Source organism: Pseudomonas sp. 37 R 15 (assembly GCF_900004865.1).
Lineage (GTDB): Bacteria > Pseudomonadota > Gammaproteobacteria > Pseudomonadales > Pseudomonadaceae > Aquipseudomonas > Aquipseudomonas fluorescens_AM.
On the sequence record NZ_CVTV01000062.1, the window covers coordinates 96,856 to 115,342 of the forward strand.

At 56.9% G+C, this 18,487-nt stretch carries 18 protein-coding genes and 1 pseudogene; 8 read left to right on the plus strand and 11 right to left on the minus strand.

Features of this window, described 5'->3' with window-relative positions; genetic code table 11:
* Positions 1 to 22 precede the first annotated feature (22 nt).
* Positions 23 to 898, plus strand: coding sequence for a LysR family transcriptional regulator (locus BFQ04_RS27670; protein ID WP_007910381.1), 876 nt, complete (start codon positions 23 to 25; stop codon positions 896 to 898).
* 43 nt (positions 899 to 941) lie between these two features.
* Here the strand turns inward: BFQ04_RS27670 and BFQ04_RS27675 are convergent, their stop codons facing one another.
* Positions 942 to 1,814, minus strand: coding sequence for a LysR family transcriptional regulator (locus BFQ04_RS27675; protein WP_065953510.1), 873 nt, complete (start codon positions 1,812 to 1,814; stop codon positions 942 to 944).
* Between the two features lie 150 nt (positions 1,815 to 1,964).
* Between BFQ04_RS27675 and BFQ04_RS27680 the strand changes: the two genes are divergently transcribed.
* The 7 genes and pseudogenes from BFQ04_RS27680 (at position 1,965) to BFQ04_RS27710 (ending at position 9,950) form a co-directional block, all read left to right on the plus strand.
* Entirely contained in the window at positions 1,965 to 3,086 is a 1,122-nt protein-coding gene (locus tag BFQ04_RS27680) for a muconate cycloisomerase family protein (protein ID WP_065953511.1), read from the plus strand.
* A 25-nt stretch (positions 3,087 to 3,111) separates the two neighbouring features.
* A complete protein-coding gene (catC, locus tag BFQ04_RS27685; RefSeq protein ID WP_065953512.1) occupies positions 3,112 to 3,402 on the plus strand; it encodes a muconolactone Delta-isomerase in 291 nt (96 codons plus the stop codon).
* Between the two features lie 49 nt (positions 3,403 to 3,451).
* Entirely contained in the window at positions 3,452 to 4,387 is a 936-nt protein-coding gene (catA, locus tag BFQ04_RS27690) for a catechol 1,2-dioxygenase (RefSeq protein ID WP_065953513.1), read from the plus strand.
* A 130-nt stretch (positions 4,388 to 4,517) separates the two neighbouring features.
* Positions 4,518 to 5,927, plus strand: coding sequence for an alginate export family protein (locus BFQ04_RS27695; protein WP_065953514.1), 1,410 nt, complete (start codon positions 4,518 to 4,520; stop codon positions 5,925 to 5,927).
* A gap of 47 nt (positions 5,928 to 5,974) precedes the next feature.
* On the plus strand, positions 5,975 to 7,681 hold the full coding sequence (locus BFQ04_RS27700; RefSeq protein ID WP_083218083.1) for an arylsulfatase: 1,707 nt from the start codon (positions 5,975 to 5,977) through the stop codon (positions 7,679 to 7,681).
* Positions 7,665 to 8,585, plus strand: a complete 921-nt coding sequence (locus tag BFQ04_RS27705) for a formylglycine-generating enzyme family protein (protein ID WP_065953516.1) — start codon at positions 7,665 to 7,667, stop codon at positions 8,583 to 8,585. Before BFQ04_RS27700 ends, BFQ04_RS27705 begins: the two co-directional genes overlap by 17 nt.
* Positions 8,586 to 8,614: 29 nt before the next feature.
* Positions 8,615 to 9,950: pseudogene (locus BFQ04_RS27710) on the plus strand (MFS transporter).
* Positions 9,951 to 9,975: 25 nt separating this feature from the next.
* Here the strand turns inward: BFQ04_RS27710 and BFQ04_RS27715 are convergent.
* The 10 genes from BFQ04_RS27715 to BFQ04_RS27760 all read right to left on the minus strand — a co-directional run bounded on the left by BFQ04_RS27715 (position 9,976) and on the right by BFQ04_RS27760 (position 18,475).
* Positions 9,976 to 10,620, minus strand: a complete 645-nt coding sequence (locus BFQ04_RS27715; protein WP_065953517.1) for a trimeric intracellular cation channel family protein — start codon at positions 10,618 to 10,620, stop codon at positions 9,976 to 9,978.
* A 6-nt stretch (positions 10,621 to 10,626) separates the two neighbouring features.
* Complete coding sequence (locus BFQ04_RS27720) at positions 10,627 to 11,883, minus strand: M20 family metallopeptidase (protein WP_065953518.1); 1,257 nt, start codon at positions 11,881 to 11,883, stop codon at positions 10,627 to 10,629.
* A 52-nt stretch (positions 11,884 to 11,935) separates the two neighbouring features.
* Positions 11,936 to 12,364, minus strand: coding sequence for a MarR family winged helix-turn-helix transcriptional regulator (locus BFQ04_RS27725; RefSeq protein WP_065953519.1), 429 nt, complete (start codon positions 12,362 to 12,364; stop codon positions 11,936 to 11,938).
* Between the two features lie 151 nt (positions 12,365 to 12,515).
* Entirely contained in the window at positions 12,516 to 13,157 is a 642-nt protein-coding gene (locus tag BFQ04_RS27730; RefSeq protein ID WP_065953520.1) for a 3-oxoacid CoA-transferase subunit B, read from the minus strand.
* A gap of 8 nt (positions 13,158 to 13,165) precedes the next feature.
* Positions 13,166 to 13,858: a 3-oxoacid CoA-transferase subunit A gene (locus BFQ04_RS27735; protein WP_065953521.1), complete on the minus strand. Its 693-nt coding sequence runs from the start codon at positions 13,856 to 13,858 to the stop codon at positions 13,166 to 13,168.
* A gap of 251 nt (positions 13,859 to 14,109) precedes the next feature.
* Entirely contained in the window at positions 14,110 to 14,688 is a 579-nt protein-coding gene (gfa, locus tag BFQ04_RS27740) for an S-(hydroxymethyl)glutathione synthase (RefSeq protein ID WP_065953522.1), read from the minus strand.
* A gap of 65 nt (positions 14,689 to 14,753) precedes the next feature.
* The gene (locus BFQ04_RS27745; RefSeq protein ID WP_065953523.1) at positions 14,754 to 15,863 is read right to left on the minus strand and encodes an S-(hydroxymethyl)glutathione dehydrogenase/class III alcohol dehydrogenase; all 1,110 of its coding nucleotides are present in this window, start codon (positions 15,861 to 15,863) and stop codon (positions 14,754 to 14,756) included.
* Positions 15,864 to 16,188: 325 nt separating this feature from the next.
* A complete protein-coding gene (locus BFQ04_RS27750) occupies positions 16,189 to 16,563 on the minus strand; it encodes an ArsR/SmtB family transcription factor (protein WP_065953524.1) in 375 nt (124 codons plus the stop codon).
* A 79-nt stretch (positions 16,564 to 16,642) separates the two neighbouring features.
* Positions 16,643 to 17,626, minus strand: coding sequence for an LLM class flavin-dependent oxidoreductase (locus tag BFQ04_RS27755; RefSeq protein WP_065953525.1), 984 nt, complete (start codon positions 17,624 to 17,626; stop codon positions 16,643 to 16,645).
* Between the two features lie 24 nt (positions 17,627 to 17,650).
* The gene (locus BFQ04_RS27760; RefSeq protein WP_065953526.1) at positions 17,651 to 18,475 is read right to left on the minus strand and encodes a sugar phosphate isomerase/epimerase family protein; all 825 of its coding nucleotides are present in this window, start codon (positions 18,473 to 18,475) and stop codon (positions 17,651 to 17,653) included.
* Between the last annotated feature and the right edge of the window lie 12 nt (positions 18,476 to 18,487).

Genomic DNA, 18,487 nt, shown 5'->3' on the forward strand with positions numbered 1-18,487 from the left:
TCAATGCATATCTGCATGGCTTATGAACTGGGAAGATCTACGTTATTTCTTGGCGATCGCACGGGCCGGAAGTCTTTCAGGGGCTGCCAGGACTTTGCGTGTCAATCAGGCAACCGTCAGTCGCCGGCTCGCTGCGTTGGAGGCCGAACTCAATGTTCGGCTTGTTGACAGGCTCACGCGTGAATCACCGTTGACGGCTATCGGGCAGCAGTTATTGGACGATCTCGTCGAAATCGACTCAAGAGCGTTCGCAATAGAGCGCAAGTGCCTGACTGCCAGCTCTACCGTGCGTTCGAAGGTAACGATCTCGGCGCCGCCTATCCTGTCGAGGCACTTGCTGACGCCGAATGTGGCAATGCTGTGTCGCCTGGATCCGCCAGTGCAACTCTCGATTCTTAGCGACTCCCATGTTGTTTCACTGTCTAGGCTTGAGGCTGATCTGGCACTGCGGCTTGCATCGCCGATCGAGGACACGGACATCGTCCGCAAAGTCGGGGTCATGAAATTTGGTCTCTATGCCGCGCCTGACTATTACAACATCCATGACGAGCACGCCTGGGAATTTGTCGGTTATAACGATCCAGACTTCGACTTTGCCCACAAACGTTGGCTCTACGAAATCATCGGCTCCAGGCGCGTGGCCTGTGAAGTGACCGACTTGAGTCAGCAGTACGACGCGGCGTGCACCGGCATCGCGGTTGCGGGATTGCCTTGCTTCATCGGCGATCCGGATCCTCGGCTGATCAGACTGGAAAGCGATCTGCCCATGCTCGATCTCGATATCTGGGTGGCCATGCATCCTGATCGGCGAAACGACACGGTGATACGCAGGACCGCCGATGCAATCGTGAAGTTACTGGCACCCTGCGGTTTGGGATTGGCCAGCAGTACTCGTTGATCCCGTTTCGCTTGACGCCCAGGGCAAACAGGCGCCCTGATACTCAGTGGTTGATGGCCGTAATGATTGCCAGACAGCGTTGAATCATTGGACTGATGTCGCCAGCCCGGCGACTCAGAATGATCGGCGATACCGCTTCGGAATCCTGAATAGGCGCGTAGGTGAGATCCGCACGATGTTGCTGCTGAACAGAGGCGGGGACCAGCGTGATGCCCAGTCCCGCCGCCACTAGGCCCAGGGCGGTCTGCAGCTCATTAGCCCACTGAGAAACCCGCACGCCCATACCGTGATTCGCAAACAACGCCAGAACATGATCGGCGTAGCTGGGTCTCGGGTTGGCCGGGTACAGCACGAAAGACTCGTGCGACAGACGCTCCAGGGTGATGGTTTCACCCTGCAAACGGTGCCCGGTCGGCAGTACCGCGACCAGCGGATCTTCATAGAGCACTTGCTGGTGGATGACGCCATCGTCGAAATGAATACGACCAAAACCTATGTCGATACGGCCGCTTTTCAGTGCCTCGATTTGCTGAAGGGTGGTCATTTCCTGCAGACCGAGCTCAAGGTCTGAATCGCGGCGCAATTCTCGAATGAGTTCAGGCAGCAGCGCGTAAAGGGTAGACGGCGCGAAGCCTATACCAAGCCATTGCCGCTGCCCCTCACCAATGCGTCGGGTGTTCTCGCACAGCTGCTCAAACTGCTTGAGCAGCATGCCGCTGTGCTCATGGAAGTAGCGGCCCGCTTCGGTCAATTGCACCGGACGTGTGCGCTCCAGCAGTGCTGTACATAAATGCTCTTCGAGTTGCTGAATCTGCCGGCTCAGCGGTGGCTGGGCGATATTCAGACGCTCGGCGGCACGGGTGAAATTGAGTGTTTCGGCCACCGCCTGGAAGTAGCGGATATGTCTGAGTTCCACGATACCTCCGAGGTATGGATAGAGACAAAATGAATATTGGACGCAGTAGATGCGTTGCGCGGATTCTAAGTTACATCAAACAAGATTCCGTGGGTATCGATGCATAGGCATCACGACCCACATCTGAACCTGCGCACAATGGAACCAGAAATGAACGTAACCCGGATCGAGCGCCTTGAGACTATCATCGTCGACTTGCCCACCATTCGCCCGCACAAGTTGGCCATGCATACCATGCAGGGGCAAACCCTGGTCATTCTTCGCCTGCTTTGCAGTGATGGTATCGAGGGCATTGGCGAAGCGACGACTATCGGTGGACTGGCCTACGGCAATGAGAGTCCGGAGAGCATCAAGACCAACCTCGACAGCTATTTCGCGCCGTTGCTGATTGGCCAGGATGCCGAGAACATCAATGCCGCGATGCAGCGTCTGGACAAGGCCATTAAAGGCAATACGTTTGCCCGGTCCGCAGTCGAAACGGCATTGCTGGACGCCCAAGGCAAGCGTTTAGGTCTGCCTGTCAGCGAACTCCTGGGCGGGCGCGTTCGCGATGCACTCGAAGTGGCGTGGACGCTGGCCAGTGGTGACACCGCCAAAGACATCCAGGAAGCCGAGCAGATGCTCGAGCTGCGTCGTCACCGCATTTTCAAACTGAAGATTGGCGCCAACGCGCTGGAGCGAGATCTTGCTCACGTGGTCGCGATCAAGAAAGCCCTTGGCGACCGCGCCAGTGTCAGGGTCGACGTGAACCAATACTGGAGCGAATCTCAAGCGATCAAGGGGTGCCAGGTCTTGGGAGAGAACGGGATCGACCTGATCGAGCAGCCCATCTCCCGGATCAATCGCGGCGGGCAGATTCGTCTCAACCAGCGCAGCCCGGCGCCAATCATGGCCGACGAATCCATTGAATGTGTCGAGGATGCTTTCAGCCTCGCCGCCGATGGCGCGGCGAGTATTTTCGCCCTCAAGATCGCCAAGAACGGTGGCCCTCGCGCTGTCCTGCGCACCGCCCATATCGCCCAGGCGGCAGGCATTGCGCTGTATGGCGGCACGATGCTCGAAGGCGCCGTCGGCACGCTGGCATCGGCCCATGCATTCATCACGCTTGAGCAATTGCAGTGGCAAACCGAACTGTTCGGGCCGCTGCTGCTGACCGAAGAAATTGTCACCGAAGCGCCGGTCTACCGCGACTTTCACTTGCATGTTCCGACCACACCAGGTCTGGGGCTGACGCTCGATGAAGATCGCCTGGCCCGCTTCCGTCGCCGCTAAACCTTGTTATCAGGAGATAAGAAAGATGCTCTTCCACGTAAAAATGACGGTGAAGCTTCCCGTGGACATGGACCCACAGAAAGCCGCGCGTTTGAAAGCCGATGAAAAGGAACTGGCGCAGCGTTTACAGACTGAAGGCAAATGGCGGCACCTGTGGCGTATCGCTGGTCACTACGCCAACTTCAGCGTTTTTGACGTCGAAAGCGTTGAGGCTTTGCATGACACGCTCATGCAATTGCCGCTGTTCCCGTACATGGATATCGAAGTGACCGGGCTCTGCCGCCATCCTTCATCGATCCACGCAGACGATCGTTAAGCGTTGCTCTTTACGACTTTGAACATAATAAAAAGATGGGAACATAATCATGACAGTCAGAATTTCCAGCTCTGATGAGATCCAGGCATTTTTCAAACAAGCTGCTGGTTTGGACAATGATCAAGGCAACGTGCGAGTCAAACAGATCCTGCTGCGTGTATTGCAAGACAGTGCGCGTTTGATCGAAGACCTGCAGATTACCGATGACGAATTCTGGAGCGCAATCGACTACCTGAATCGCCTGGGCGGTCGCGGTGAAGCCGCTCTGCTCATGGCCGGCCTTGGCCTTGAGCACTTCCTCGACTTGCTCAACGATGCCCGCGATGAACAGGCTGGCCACACCGGCGGCACGCCTCGCACCATCGAAGGCCCGCTGTATGTCGCCGGTGCTCCGCTGTGTGAAGGCGAAGCGCGTATGGACGATGGCAGTGAAGAGGGCGTCGCCACAACGCTGTTCATCGAAGGCCAGGTCGTCGACCTGCAAGGCCAGCCTGTCGCGGGCGCTATCGTTGACTTGTGGCAGGCCAATACCAAAGGCAACTACTCCTACTTCGATAAATCCCAATCGGCGTACAACTTGCGTCGGCGCATCGTTACGGATGCCGACGGCCGCTATCGTGCGCGCAGTATCGTCCCGTCCGGGTATGGCTGCGATCCTCAGGGCCCGACTCAGGAATGCCTGAATCAGTTGGGTCGCCACGGTCAGCGTCCTGCGCATATTCACTATTTCATTTCAGCACCCGGTTACCGCCACCTGACCACTCAAATCAATCTGTCAGGCGAAAAGTATCTGTGGGACGACTTCGCCTACGCCACGCGAGAAGGCTTGATCGGTGAAGTGTGCTTCATTGATGACGCTCAATCGAGTGCCAAACGTGGTGTAGAAGGGCGTTTCGCCGAGCTGTCTTTCGACTTCCAATTGCAACCGGCTGAGGCCGTAACGCAAGAGCAGCGAAGCTTGCGCCCGCGCGTGCTTCAGGACTGACGCAAGGGAAGGGTGGCGACTCCACGCAAGTCGCCACCTTACTTTTTTCCAGATGCACACAATGATGTGAAAGGCATTGAAGGGAATTCGCAGCCTGCAAAAGTAATAATAAAAATAAGAAAGGCTACCTATGAACAGTTATTCCAAGCCCTTGTTGTGCTCGTCTCTTTTGTGTGGCGTATCACTTGCCATGGCGCAAGAAGCAACACAATTGAAGTTGCCGCCCGTCAGCACGATTGCGTGGGCCGACAACCCACTGTACCTCGCCGATGAAAAAATCCGTCGCAACGATCCGTTAGGTTCTATCCGCTACATTCCCTTGTCCGGTGATGCACGGGACTATCTCGCGATCGGTGGCGAAGTCAGATACCAGTATCAGGACTATCAACATGCCTTGCTGGGTGTGGGCGGGAAAGCCAATCCAAACAGTATGCTGCAACAGCGTCTGAGACTCAGCGCAGATCTCAATTTGAGTAATGGTCTGCGGGTATTTACCGAGCTGGGTGATAACCGCGAGTTTTTCTCCGAGCGGGTGAGTCGATTCAATCGCGACAAGACCGATCTGCAGCAAATGTTCGTCGAATATTCCATGGGAGATGATTCCTATGGAGTCTTCAACGTTCTGGGCGGACGTTTCGTGATGCCTATGGGCAGTGTGCGCCTTGCCGGACTTCGCGAGGGGGCCAACGTCCGCTACACCTATGACGGCGTGAAGCTGGGCTGGCAAACCCCGGGCAAGACCCGCTGGGAGCTGTTCTCGGTCAATCCGACGCAGATCGATCCGCTCAAGTTCGATGACCAGCGCGATAAACATCAGGATTTTTCCGGGTTATACGGCACGGCAGTCTGGAGCCCTCTGGACAGCAATATTGATGTTTTCGCTTATACCTTCGGTCGCGACAATGCGGTCTACACCAGTGTCGCCGGCAATGAGCGGCGCAACAGTTATGGCGTACGGTTTTATCGCCAATCCACGCCTTGGGATTACGACATTGAAGCCGTGGTGCAGGGTGGCAACAGCGGCGGCCAGGACATCCGCGCCTGGGGACTGATGACGCAGGCGGGTTACACCTTCAAAGATGTACCGCTAACGCCTCGCTTGGGGTTTCGAGCAAACGCGTTCAGCGGCGACGACGATCCGAACGACAACACCCTCGGAGACTTCGTTGCGCCAGCGCTTGCATCAGGTCTGGTGTACACCGATGCCAATTGGTTTACCGCGACCAACATGGTCAACGTCGCCCCCGTGGCATCGCTCAAATTGACCCAGGACGTGAAGCTCGAAGCGAACGTCGATGTCCTGATGCGTGAAAGCACCAAGGACGGCATCTATTACCTTCCGACCGCTGCTCCCTACGCGCCGAACCAGGGAAATGCGCGGCACGTCGCAACCAATACCAACTTCATCGTTGACTGGCGGGTGAACCGGTTCACGACCGTTCACGCCATGTATACCCATGTCCAGGCCGGGGCGGCCCTGGAGGATATCGGCGGTAAAGACACTGACTACTTCGGTATCTACACCCAGTTCGTTTTCTGATCCTTTGGCGATTCTTTGCCTGCTGAACAATAACAACGGAGTCCGCAATGTTCGTTAAACGTAAACCATCGATGATCTGTGCCGTTGCCCTGGCAGGAGGCATGAGCCTGCTTTCGCAACCCTACAGCCATGCAGCCTCGATAGAAAAAGACAGTCGCCCGAACATCGTGCTGATCGTGGCCGATGATATGGGCTATTCGGATCTGAGTGCGTTTGGCAGTGAAATTCAGACATCCAACCTGGACGCCATTGCGAAGGCAGGGGTGACGTTCAGCAATTACCACACGGCCCCGACATGCTCACCGACGCGCTCAATGCTCATGAGCGGCACCGACAATCACATCGCCGGTGTTGGCACCATGGCCGAACTGGTACTTCCCGAGCAGGCAGGCAAACGCGGTTACGAGGGCTATCTGACCGATCGCGTTGTGGCCTTTCCGAAGCTGCTTCAGGCCAACGGTTATCGCACGATGATGGTGGGTAAATGGCACCTTGGAAAAACGCCGGAACTGGGGCCAAAAGCGCGAGGTTTTGACCAGTCCTTTGCGCTTCTCGAGGGCTCTGCCGACCATTTCACGCAAGGGGGCACCACCGACAGGAATCCCAAGGCGAGTTATCGATTGAATGGGGAAAATATCGACCTCCCGAAAAACTTCGATTATTCGTCGGATTACTTCACGCGCTCGGCCATTGAGCAGATTGGAGCGGCTACCGACAAGCCGTTCTTCGCCTATCTGGCGTACACCGCACCGCACTGGCCACTGCAGGTACCAACGGCGTACCTCGAGCGCTATCGCGGCCTCTACGACAAAGGCTATGCAAACATCGCCGAAGCACGCCTGAAACGGATGAAGGACAAAGGACTCGTCGCACAGGATGTACAGATCAATCCCGGCCCCGACGTATGGCCAACCTGGGAAAAGCTGTCACCCCGCGAGAGGGCGTTAGAGTCGCGACGAATGGAAGTTTATGCGGCAATGATCACTAATCTGGACGACAACGTCGGCAAGTTGGTCAAGCACCTCAAAGATACCGGGCAGTATGACAACACGGTGTTCGTGTTCTTTTCCGACAACGGCGCAGAAGGCAGTAATCCGGAGGACGTCACGCCGAACAACGCGAAGTGGATTGCCGAAAACTTTGACAACTCACTGGACAATATTGGCAAGCCGGGATCATTCAGTGGATACGGTCCAAACTGGGCGCGTGTCAGCTCGACGCCCTTCAGGATGTACAAGGCTTTTACCTATGAAGGCGGCATTCGTACCGCAGCGTTCATCGCCGGGCCGGGTATGCGACAAGGGGAAGTTTCAGACGCTTATATGAGTGTGAAAGACCTTGCTCCCACGTTCCTGGAACTGGCTCGTGTCGAACACCCATCAACGCGCGATACCAGCGTTGAGAAAATGCAGGGGACGTCTGCACTGAGCTTTCTAAAAGCGGGCAGCCCTGCCATTCACCCGGAAGATCAGATGCAGTGCACCGAATTGTTCGGTCGAGTCTCACTGCTGCAAGGCAAATGGAAAATGACCTTCAGCAATACGCCATGGGGGCCGGGCAAATGGGAACTCTTCGACATTCGCAAGGACCCGACCGAGCGCGCAGATCTCGCGGATCAGAATCCTCAGATTACCCGAACCTTGCTGAATCAATGGCAAGAGTGCCAAGCGCGTAACGGTATTACATGGGATGAACAACTCGCGACGAAAATCCGTTTCGGCAACGAGATCAAGCACTATGAAACAGTCGATTGATGCGCGCTGCGAAGAGGATCACGCCGTTGTCAGACTTGCCAACTGGCGCCGGCTGAAGGGCGGGGCGTTTCTGATGGGGTCGGATCGTCATTACCCGGAAGAAGCACCAGCCCATTGGGAGCAGGTCGAGGGTTTTGAGATTCAAGACACGCCGGTCACCAATGTCATGTTTGCCGAATTCATCGCATGCACCGGTTATGTCACGCAGGCCGAACGGCCCCTGAGACCTGAAGACTACCCCGGTGTGCCGCCGGCGCAGCTTCAACCCGCGTCGCTGGTATTCATACCGCCAACCAGCCCTGTGCTTCTGGATGATGTGAGCCGCTGGTGGTCGTTGGTTCCGGGAGCTGACTGGTCTCATCCGCAGGGACCCGGTTCGAATCTACGCAATATGGACAATCATCCGGTGGTGCACGTCGGGCTCGAAGATGCCATGGCTTATGCCCAATGGGCGGGGTGCGACCTGCCGACTGAGCAGGAGTGGGAATACGCCGCCTGGGGCGGGCAGCAGGCAAGCGAGTACGTTTGGGGGCATGAGTTGGTGCCCGATGGCCAGTATCAGGCAAACACCTGGCAGGGCGCCTTTCCCCACGAGAATCTCGAAGCCGACGGCTTCGCCGGTACGTCTCCGGTAAAAACCTTTCCCGGCAATGGATTCGGCCTGTTCGACATGATCGGCAATGTCTGGGAGTGGACGACTTCGGTCTTCCAGCCCACCCATGAGGCTCCCCAAAAGTCATGTTGCTCAAGCGCGAAGAAGATGTCGGCGGGGATGAAGGTGCTCAAAGGCGGATCACACCTGTGTGCACCCAACTATTGCCAGCGCTACCGTGCGCCAGCTCGATCGCCACAATCCGTCGACACCACCAGTTCTCACATCGGTTTCAGGTGTGTCAGGCGATGACTGAACAACAACAAAAAACGAGCGATGCCATGCGTAAAATCGATGCTTCAGCCCTGATCGACGGGGCCCGTTTCAATGCCTTTCATGCGCGAGTGTTGTTCTGGTGCGCGTTGATCATCATCTTTGATGGCTACGACCTGGTGATCTACGGTGTCGTGCTGCCGTCCTTGATGGCCGAGTGGGATCTGACTGCGCTGCAGGCTGGCGCACTCGGTAGTTGTGCACTCGTCGGGATGATGCTGGGCGCACTTTTTTTCGGTTCGCTCTCGGACAGGATTGGCCGACGCAAAACCATCATGATGTGTGTGTTGCTGTTCAGCGGAGTAACGGCGCTGAACGGCTTTGCCTCCACGCCCGAAACCTTTGCGCTATGTCGCTTCATCGCCGGGTTGGGAATTGGTGGGGTCATGCCGAATGTCGTTGCCCTGATGAATGAGTACGCGCCTCGTAAATCACGCAGTACGCTGGTCGCCATCATGTTCAGTGGCTACTCGCTGGGCGGGATGCTTTCGGCAGGACTAGGCATGATCTTCATACCCTTGTGGGGATGGCAAGCGGTGTTCTATGTCGCATTGATTCCATTGTTGCTGACGCCGTTGCTGATCAAGCAACTGCCAGAGTCAATGGATTTTCTTCTGCGCAGCGGGCAACTCGAACGGGCCAGACTTTTGCTCGCCAAGGCGACGCCTGCCTATGCGCCTGAACCCGATGACCTACTGATTCATAACGTTTCGCAGGGAACGAAAGCCTCGATGGGAGAACTGTTTCGTGATGGGCGAACGATCAGTACGCTCGCTTTGTGGGTAGCGTTTTTCTGCTGCCTGTTAATGGTTTACGCATTGAGTTCCTGGTTGCCCAAGATCATGAGCAGCGCTGGATACGGGCTCAATTCAAGCCTGGCGTTTCTGTTTGTGCTCAACACGGGAGCTATCGTAGGCGCCATCGGTGGCGGATGGCTGGGTGATCGAGTCGGCATCGCCAAAGTGCTGTTGTTTTTCTTCGCCTGCGGAGCATTGTCCTTAAGTCTGTTGGCCGTGAAGGCTCCCTTGATGATGCTCTACTTGCTCATTGCGATTGCCGGCCTGCACAATCGGCACTCAGATTCTGGCGAACGCCTGCGCCGTTCAATATTACCCGCCACATGTCCGTTCCACCGGTTTGGGGTGGGCGATGGGGATAGGCCGCATAGGGGCAATCATCGGGCCCGTGCTTTGCGGTGTATTACACGGATCAAGCTTGCCACTGCAGGCCAGTTTCCTGGTATTTGCCGTTCCGGGCGTCATTGGTGCAGCGGCTATCCTGATATTTCTCAAGCGTCGAACGGTACAGTCGCACGAAGAAATCCGGCTACAACCCAGTGAATAATCATCGGGCCCGGTTCGCGCCGAGCCTAATGAGCGCTGTCCGGATGATTGCCAGCTTCATCGTCGGTGGAGGGCAACCGCCAACGGTAGTGCAATGACGCCAGCCGCAGCAGGGTGCATCCTGCTGCGGTCAGCCACGAGGCCATCACGGAATCGGCGCCGTTGTAACTCAGCAAAACCTCTACTCCTGCGCCAGCCAACGCGGCAGACGCGTAGATTTCCCGCTGCAGAATGCTGGGCACGCGTGACAGCAGAATATCCCTGAGCACGCCGCCACCGACGGCGCTAACCATCCCCAGTAATATCGCGACCTCAGCACCGGCGTGGACGGCCAGTGCCTTTTTCGCGCCGGCCACTGCAAACAGTCCCAGGCCAATGGAATCGAACAGTTGCACAGGGGATTTCATTCGGCAAACCATCGGGTAAGCACACACCACCCACGCTGAAGCTATCAGCGACACGATCAGATAGCGCCAACTCGACAGCCCGGCCGGCGGCAGTGTGCCGAGACACAGATCCCGCAGAATCCCGCCACCACAGGCAACGATGAACGTGATGGTCGCAATGCCAAACAGATCAAGGCGCTGCTGCCGTGCGGCAATGGCACCGCTCACGCCAAATGCAAACGTGCCGAGCAGATCGATGACGGTGTAGATCAGGTGGGTGTCCATGCCTGGTTACTCAGCGTTGCCGAACCAGGCGAACGCTGCGCAAAGCATCGATTCGAGCCCTGTGCGCAATGTCGGGTCCAGCAAAGGTGCGAACTGCGGCGAGTGATTGCTCGGGATGCTGTTGATTTTTCCCGTGGCTTTGGCCTGTTCGTAGATCTGCGGGTCTGTGCAACCCACGAACCAGAACACGTAGGGCACCTTCCACGCACGGCCGAATACACTGAAATCCTCACTCGCAGCGGCCGGTGCCGTTTCATACGCTCTGTCGCCAAACCAGGCGCCAAACGCATCCGCCAATCGGCTCGAAGCGTGCGCATCATTGACCGTCAACGGATAGCGGTTGATGGTGGTGATCTCGGGATCGCGCGGCGCATTGGAGGCCGAGCATTCAGCGCAGCAGATGCGTTTGATCGCGCCCAGCATGTGCTCGCGTACGTCTTCGTCGTAGGTGCGCATGTTGAGTTTCAACGTGGCATTGTCCGGGATGATGTTTTCCTTGGTGCCCGCTTGCAGCGAACCGACCGTCAGCACGGCCTGATCGAGCGGGGAGACTTCTCTCGAGACAATGGTCTGCAGGCGCAGCACGGTGGATGCCGCCATGATCACCGGGTCAACCGACGTCTGTGGCTGAGAGCCATGAGCTCCGCGCCCGAACATCTTGATTTTCAGGCTGTCACCGGCCGAAAGGATCGTGCCGCTGCGGTGACCCACAGTGCCGGCTGCCCCCACCATGACATGCTGACCCAGAATGATGTCCGGCTTGGGGAAGCGATCGAGCATGCCGTCGTCGATCATGCTCTGCGCGCCGACACCCACTTCCTCGCCCGGCTGGAATACAGCCAGAAGCGTTCCGCTCCAGGTACTGCGATGTTCGGATAGCACCCGAGCCACACCCATCAGCCAAGTAACATGCATGTCGTGCCCGCAAGAGTGGCAAACGGAAACTTCTACACCGTCTTCGTCGCGGGTGACCACATCGCTCGCATAGGGCAGGCCTGTAGCCTCGGCCATGGGCAATGCGTCCATGTCAGCGCGCAGCATGACCACCGGACCATCACCGTTACGCAACACACCGACAACACCGGTCACGCCGATTTCGCGCGTCACCTCATACCCATAACGCACCAGATAATCGGCGGCGATTTTCGCGGTGCGATACTCGTACATCGATAGTTCAGGATGACGGTGCAAGTCTTTGTAGACGTCCTCCAGTTCAGGCAACAAGGCATCAAGATCCGGAATCAACTTTTTCAGGGACGACATGGGGTACTCCTTATGTAAAAGAGGGCAGCAAAAAGAGGGGAGAGAGGTGGTGTCAGGAAGGCGGAAGCAGGCTTTCCATCAGTTTTGAAAGCAGACTATCCAGTGCCGCGCGCTCTTTGGGCGAGAGCGCAGACACCAGTTGATCTTCAAGTTCGGAGCCGACGACAGTGGAGTCGTCAGCGATCTGCGAGCCCGCGGCAGTGGTACGCAATCCAACACTGCGGCGGTCGACCGGGTGAGGGGAGCGCGATATGAGATCACGCGATTCGAGCAGTGCCAGCGTCTTGGAGAGGAGCGTCTTTTCCAGCAAGGCCCGAGCTGACACCTCCTTTGGGGTGATATCAGGGCACGCCTGAATCAAGCGCAGAACCCGCAATCCACGGACATCCAGATCCCAGTGCTGAAGGTAGACGGCATTCGCCCGTTCCATCAGCAGGGCACTGGCCAAATCAAGCTTGAAATTCAGAAAGTCGGAATACATGGCGGGCTCCAGTCGTATGGCTGAAGTATAGAGATATAGTTGAATTATTCAACTATATTTTCAGTGACTGGTTACAGCGGTGTGGAGGTCAAGCGTGAGTATCAGTCGCCGGACAGTGCATAACGCTGTCCGGCGCAGGGTTGAAGCCCTGTCACTTGATCAGCGGCACGCCACCGAGCGATTGCAGATCTTCAAAGCTGATATCGGCCAGAATCTCCCTGACTTTTAAGCCCTCGGGGGTCACGTCGAGGATGGCCAGGTCGGTATAAATCCGCGTCACGCAGCCAATGCCAGTCAGCGGGTAGGTGCATTGCGGCACCAACTTGCTTTCGCCTGTCTTGGTCAGGTGATCCATCATGACGAACACTTGGCGTGCGCCAGTCGCGAGGTCCATGGCGCCGCCCACTGCCGGAATCGAACCCTCAGCACCGGTGTGCCAGTTGGCCAGATCACCATTGACCGAAACCTGAAAAGCACCCAGTACGGCAATATCGATATGCCCACCGCGCATCATCGAAAAGGAGTCGGCGTGATGAAAGTAGGCACCACCGGCCAGCAGCGTCACGTGTTGTTTGCCGGCATTGATCAGATCATCGTCTTCCTCGCCCGGCGCAGGACTCGGGCCCATGCCCAACACACCGTTTTCACTGTGCAGGAACACTTCCTTGTCACCCAGATAATTGGCCACCAGCGTCGGCACACCGATGCCGAGATTCACATAAGAGCCTTCAAGAATATCGTCGGCCACACGCTGGGCCATTTCGCTACGCGAAAGTTTATTCATAGCTGTCATGGCGAACCTCAATTGACGTTGGTTTTAGCAAGACGGGCGAGCGGCACGGCGACCACGCGCTGAACGAAGATCCCCGGTGTGACAATGTGCTCGGGGTCCAGCTCGCCCAACTCGACGATCTGGTTGACCTGAGCGATGGCGGTCGTCGCTGCCATGGCCATGATCGGCCCAAAATTGCGTGCAGCCTTGCGATAGGTGAGGTTGCCCCAGCGGTCTCCTTTCTCTGCCTTGATCAGTGCCACATCGGCGTGCAGCGGCATCTCCAGCACGTAATTGCGACCGTCGATCACCCGGGTCTCCTTGCCTTCGGCCAGCAACGTGCCGTAGCCGGTTGGCGAATAGAACGCCCCGATTCCAGAACCGGCCGCGCGGATACGCTCGGCCAGATTGCCTTGCGGGACGACTTCAAGCTGTACCTTTCCGGCCAGATAGAGTTCGTCGAATACATAGGAATCGGATTGGCGTGGAAACGAACAGATGACCTTGGCAACCCGCCCAGCCTTGAGTAAGGCGGCAAGACCGATTTCACCGTTACCGGCATTGTTACTGATGATGGTCAGCTCGCGGGCGCCTGAGGCGATGACACCATCCACAAGCTCGGATGGCATGCCGGCGGTACCAAAACCACCGACCATGATGGTCGAACCATCGGCTATCCCGTCCAGCGCTGCCGCGATGGATTCAAAGGTTTTGTTGATCAAGTCGTTCTCCTGTTATTCATCTTGATTGAACAGATCAATCAGCAAGCGAACCGCAGGGCTGGCGGCGCCTGCAGCGATATGAGTAGCGTGCCAAACAATGAGTAAAGGAGGGTGCCCGAGCAGGCGATGTCGTGCGATTAGCGAACGCAACCGTGAGTGATGCGAGGGGTAAAAAGACACTGCAAAAAACACCCGGACAGGCGCATCATTCATCTGCCTGACGATGTCTGTTCGGGTGTTTAGCGGGCGCGTCAGTTGGACTTGGCGGTGCCTTTCAATTTCGCGACTTGCGTCGCCAATACGTCCATCAAGTCAGGGGACAAGCAGTCGTAAGGTTCGAGGCCTATCGAGCGTAGACGTGCGCGGATGGCCTTCATTTCCTCGGGTGGCGTGCCGGTCTCGATAATGGACGAAACGAAGGCGGCGAACCCGGGAGCAGACCAACCCGTTTGCGGGGACAATTCGGTATGAACGAAGTCCAGACCATAAAACGCGTGATCCTTGTTCTCGATACGTCCGTACAGGTGTGCATGACACGCCTTGCAGGCATGGCGCTGAATAACCGCAGTATCGTCAACGATGGCGAGCTTCTCCGCGTTTGCGGTGACGCTGACATTCGCCCGTGGCACGACCGCGATCACGGCGAATTTGGCACCCTCCGGTTTCCAGCATTTACTGCAACCACAAGCGTGGTTATGAAGTGTCTGAGCATCGATGGCAATTTCGACTTTATCGGTTGGGCACAGGCATTGCAGCGTGCCTCCGGCAAAGTTCGTGGCGGCAGGGGATAGACCACTATCCAGGGAAGGATGAAGTTTTATCTCGGTCACAAGGTATCTCCAGATCGATAACGAGCATGGGAAGGCGACAGGGCCTTGCGGCCCTGAGCCTTACTTCAGTACTTGATGACAGTACGGATCGATTTGCCTTCATGCATCAGGTCGAACGCTTCATTGATGCGCTCCAACGGCATGGTGTGCGTCACAAAAGGCGCGAGCTCGATTTCACCTTTCATCGCGTCCTCAACCATTTTTGGCAGCTGAGTGCGACCTTTGACGCCGCCGAAAGCAGAGCCTTTCCAGGTACGCCCGGTGACGAGCTGGAACGGGCGGGTCGAAATTTCCTGCCCGGCACCTGCTACACCGATGACGATCGATTGGCCCCAGCCACGGTGCGCACTTTCCAGCGCGGCGCGCATGACATGCACGTTACCGATGCATTCGAACGAGTGGTCGACACCCCATCCGGTCGCTTCGATGATGACTTGCTGGATAGGCTTATCGTGATCCTTAGGGTTGATGCAGTCAGTGGCGCCGAAAGACCGGGCGAGCTCAAATTTGCCAGGGTTGGTGTCGACGGCAATGATGCGTCCGGCTTTGGCCTGACGCGCGCCTTGAATCACGGCGAGCCCGATACCTCCGAGTCCGAATACCGCGACGGTGTCTCCCGGTTGCACCTTGGCTGTGTTGTGCACTGCACCAATGCCGGTGGTGACACCGCAGCCAAGCAGGCATACATGCTCATGGTTGGCCTGCGGATTGATCTTCGCGACGGAGACTTCAGCCACTACGGTGTACTCGCTGAACGTCGAGCAACCCATGTAGTGGTAGAGCGGCTGACCATTGTAGGAAAACCGGGTGGTGCCATCCGGCATCAGGCCTTTGCCTTGTGTTTCACGGACGGCGACGCACAGATTGGTTTTGCCAGACTTGCAGAACAGGCACTCGCCACATTCGGCGGTATACAGTGGAATAACATGATCGCCGGGCTTGAGGCTGGTAACGCCTTCACCGACCTCAACGACCACGCCCGCACCTTCGTGCCCCAACACAACAGGGAACAGTCCCTCTGGATCATCACCCGACAGCGTGAAGGCATCGGTATGGCACACACCGGTGTCGGTAATCTTGATCAGCACTTCGCCAGCGCGTGGCGGCGCAACGTCTATCTCGACAATTTGAAGCGGCTTGCCGGGTTCAAATGCAACTGCAGCACGGGATTTCATAAAGCTTTATCTCCAAGTGGTAATACTTTCAGGCCGAGGCGTTGGTCTGGATCGAAAAGGCATGCAAGTGATTACTTGAGCTCAGTACCCAGCGGTGAGCGTCTTCATCGATGAGTTTTCGCCAAGCGTGGCGAAAGCAGGCGGAGCGTCTCCATCAGCACCATTTGTACTGCGATGGAGTAACCGGCCGAGGGCGTCAATTACGGGAATCGGGTTAGCGGAAAGCTTAGGCGTTCATCAGAAAAACAAACACGCCCGTTCTGTTTGGTGACTACGGTCGATTTGTTTCTAATCAGCCGAGCGCTGACGGCTCACGGGGAAATGCTCAATCCGTCTGGTGATTTACCGCACTCAGCGGGTTGGCCAGCAGGAAAGTCAGCTGATGAGTAAAGTGCTGAAGCGTGACCTCGTTTCGCGTAAAAAAATGTACAGAACCGACTCTGTGTTCCTCGATCAATTCGGCCTTCTTGAGCAGTGACAAGTGCTGGGACACCGTCGATTGTGCCAGCCCGCAACGCAGCGCAATCTGGCCAGCGCACACGCCGAATTCGCGACCGTAGGCTTGCTGAGGGAAATACCGAATCGCGTCTTTCAGCCAGCCGAGTATCTTTCGTCTCAGCGGGTGTGCGATCGCGTGCAGGATCATTTGAGGGGAAGGGGAAGGCGCAGCGAGCATCGCTTGCTGATCAGCATTGAACATGTCTGATCCTCGATTTCATAGCGCTGACAAGCCTCATGTCGAGGCCTGCACAGACAGTGGACACGACATCCGACTGGCATCAGTCGAGCAGGTCGGCAATGGATTCGGCGGCAATCTGATACGAGCGGCAACGTGCCGCGGGGTCATAAATCCTCGCATCGATGATCACTTCATCCGCCTGAGTGGTAGCGATGAACTGACGCAACCAACTGCCAACATCGTCCACGTCACCCACTGCAGTGCAAGACATGGCTTGGGCGAGATTCTGTCGATCATAGGCGGAGATTCGTTCCATGTAGCCTTCATCCGGACGGGGTAATGGGCCCGCCTTGCCTGCGTATAAATTGCAGACCCACTGTCGATGTGAGCTGGCGATGTAGTCAGCCTCGGCCCGGGAAGGGGCCGCGAAGACATTTGCACCAGCGATAACATACGGGCTGCTTAGAACGGCCGAGGGGCGGAACGTACTGCGGTAATGGGTAATCGCTTCCATCAAAAAACGCGGGGCAAAATGCGAAGCGAATGCGTATGGCAGCCCCAGTTTTGCCGCGAGGTCAGCACTGTTGATACTTGAGCCCAGCAACCAGAGCGGGGTGTCGTGGTGCCCCGGGATTGCCCGCACCGGCTGTTTGCCGTTGTCCGCCAGATAGTCCTGCACTTGTCGCAGGTCTTGCGTGAAGTCGCGTTCGGAGGCGTCGCCGCGCAAGGCGCGGATTGCTGGCCCGGCTGATCCAGGCGCTCTGCCAATGCCCAGATCGATACGCCCCGCAAATAACGTTTCCAACGTACCGAACTGCTCCGCAACTACGAGGGGCGAGTGGTTAGGCAGCATGATCCCGCCAGAGCCTACGCGCAGGGTGCGTGTTGCTGCCGCCAGATGCTGAATCAGCAGGGTAGTCGCCGAGGATGCGATACCCGGCAGGTCGTGATGCTCGGCGATCCAGTAGCGTTTATAACCGTGAGCTTCCACGTGTTGCGCCAGCGCAACCGCATCATCAAGGGTGTCAGCGAAGGTTTTGCCTTCGCCAATCATCATCAGATCCAGTACAGAGAGGGCTGTCATTGCAGGCTCCATTTCAATTCGGGTTCACAAGGAAATGCGGTCTTGCTTCAATGGGAAGTTCGCCCATTGCGGATGGGCTTCAAGGCGTCGATCAATATCACGCAGCGTTGCGAGGCATCGCTGGAGTTTCAGGTAGATGTCGCCACCATAATCCCAGCCGAGCACGCCAATGCTGCCGGTGTAGCCAGCGCGATTCAGCGCGGCAATCAACGCGAAGTTGTCCATCTCGCCACGATCGACCGGTTCCATCGTGGCCACGCCGCCCCAGCCCAGTTGTGAAAGCGCGCTACCGGACGTCACCACTTGCATAAGCCATGGTTTCATTGCCAAGAGGCGTGCTTCAAGCGCTCCCTCCTGGCTGGAGTACCAGTGATAACCGTTGAACGAGGCACCCAGGCGCGGGTGAGTAAACAGTTCGCAGATCTGCACGACTTGTTCGGTGGTCTGGGTCACATGATGCAGATGGGGATACAACGCGATTCGCAGTCCACGCTGCTCGGCAATGGGCAGCAGCGACTCGATGAACCCGAGAATGGCTTGAGCACCATTGACGCTGGTTTGTATCGCCAGCTCGATGAGTTCGACACCTTCGACGGTTTCAACGATGCGTCGTATCAGAATGTCGTTACGCCCCTCGTGCAGCACCAGATAAAGCCCCTCGACGTGCAAGCCGTGGGTTTCCCTGACACGAGGTAATAAAGTGAGATCGGTCAGCGGTGTACCTCCCCAGGCCGCGACGGTGATGCCGTCATAACCCAGTTCGGCCAACATTTCGCATTGCGTTTGAAAGGCGTAAACGCCCATTGATGAGTAGAAAAATGAATCGAGTGCATGGATACGATGAGCCATGTTTATCTCCTG

What these genes read in the sequence shown, in the direction of transcription:
- BFQ04_RS27760 (WP_065953526.1), bottom strand. Translation starts at nt 18,475, where the DNA reads ATGGCTCATCGTATCCATGCACTCGATTCATTTTTCTACTCATCAATG.
- BFQ04_RS27725 (WP_065953519.1), bottom strand. Translation starts at nt 12,364, where the DNA reads ATGTATTCCGACTTTCTGAATTTCAAGCTTGATTTGGCCAGTGCCCTG.
- catA (WP_065953513.1), top strand. Translation starts at nt 3,452, where the DNA reads ATGACAGTCAGAATTTCCAGCTCTGATGAGATCCAGGCATTTTTCAAA.
- BFQ04_RS27715 (WP_065953517.1), bottom strand. Translation starts at nt 10,620, where the DNA reads ATGGACACCCACCTGATCTACACCGTCATCGATCTGCTCGGCACGTTT.
- BFQ04_RS27755 (WP_065953525.1), bottom strand. Translation starts at nt 17,626, where the DNA reads ATGACAGCCCTCTCTGTACTGGATCTGATGATGATTGGCGAAGGCAAA.
- BFQ04_RS27670 (WP_007910381.1), top strand. Translation starts at nt 23, where the DNA reads ATGAACTGGGAAGATCTACGTTATTTCTTGGCGATCGCACGGGCCGGA.
- BFQ04_RS27730 (WP_065953520.1), bottom strand. Translation starts at nt 13,157, where the DNA reads ATGACAGCTATGAATAAACTTTCGCGTAGCGAAATGGCCCAGCGTGTG.
- BFQ04_RS27705 (WP_065953516.1), top strand. Translation starts at nt 7,665, where the DNA reads ATGAAACAGTCGATTGATGCGCGCTGCGAAGAGGATCACGCCGTTGTC.
- BFQ04_RS27720 (WP_065953518.1), bottom strand. Translation starts at nt 11,883, where the DNA reads ATGTCGTCCCTGAAAAAGTTGATTCCGGATCTTGATGCCTTGTTGCCT.
- BFQ04_RS27745 (WP_065953523.1), bottom strand. Translation starts at nt 15,863, where the DNA reads ATGAAATCCCGTGCTGCAGTTGCATTTGAACCCGGCAAGCCGCTTCAA.
- BFQ04_RS27700 (WP_083218083.1), top strand. Translation starts at nt 5,975, where the DNA reads ATGTTCGTTAAACGTAAACCATCGATGATCTGTGCCGTTGCCCTGGCA.
- BFQ04_RS27695 (WP_065953514.1), top strand. Translation starts at nt 4,518, where the DNA reads ATGAACAGTTATTCCAAGCCCTTGTTGTGCTCGTCTCTTTTGTGTGGC.
- catC (WP_065953512.1), top strand. Translation starts at nt 3,112, where the DNA reads ATGCTCTTCCACGTAAAAATGACGGTGAAGCTTCCCGTGGACATGGAC.
- BFQ04_RS27750 (WP_065953524.1), bottom strand. Translation starts at nt 16,563, where the DNA reads ATGTTCAATGCTGATCAGCAAGCGATGCTCGCTGCGCCTTCCCCTTCC.
- BFQ04_RS27680 (WP_065953511.1), top strand. Translation starts at nt 1,965, where the DNA reads ATGAACGTAACCCGGATCGAGCGCCTTGAGACTATCATCGTCGACTTG.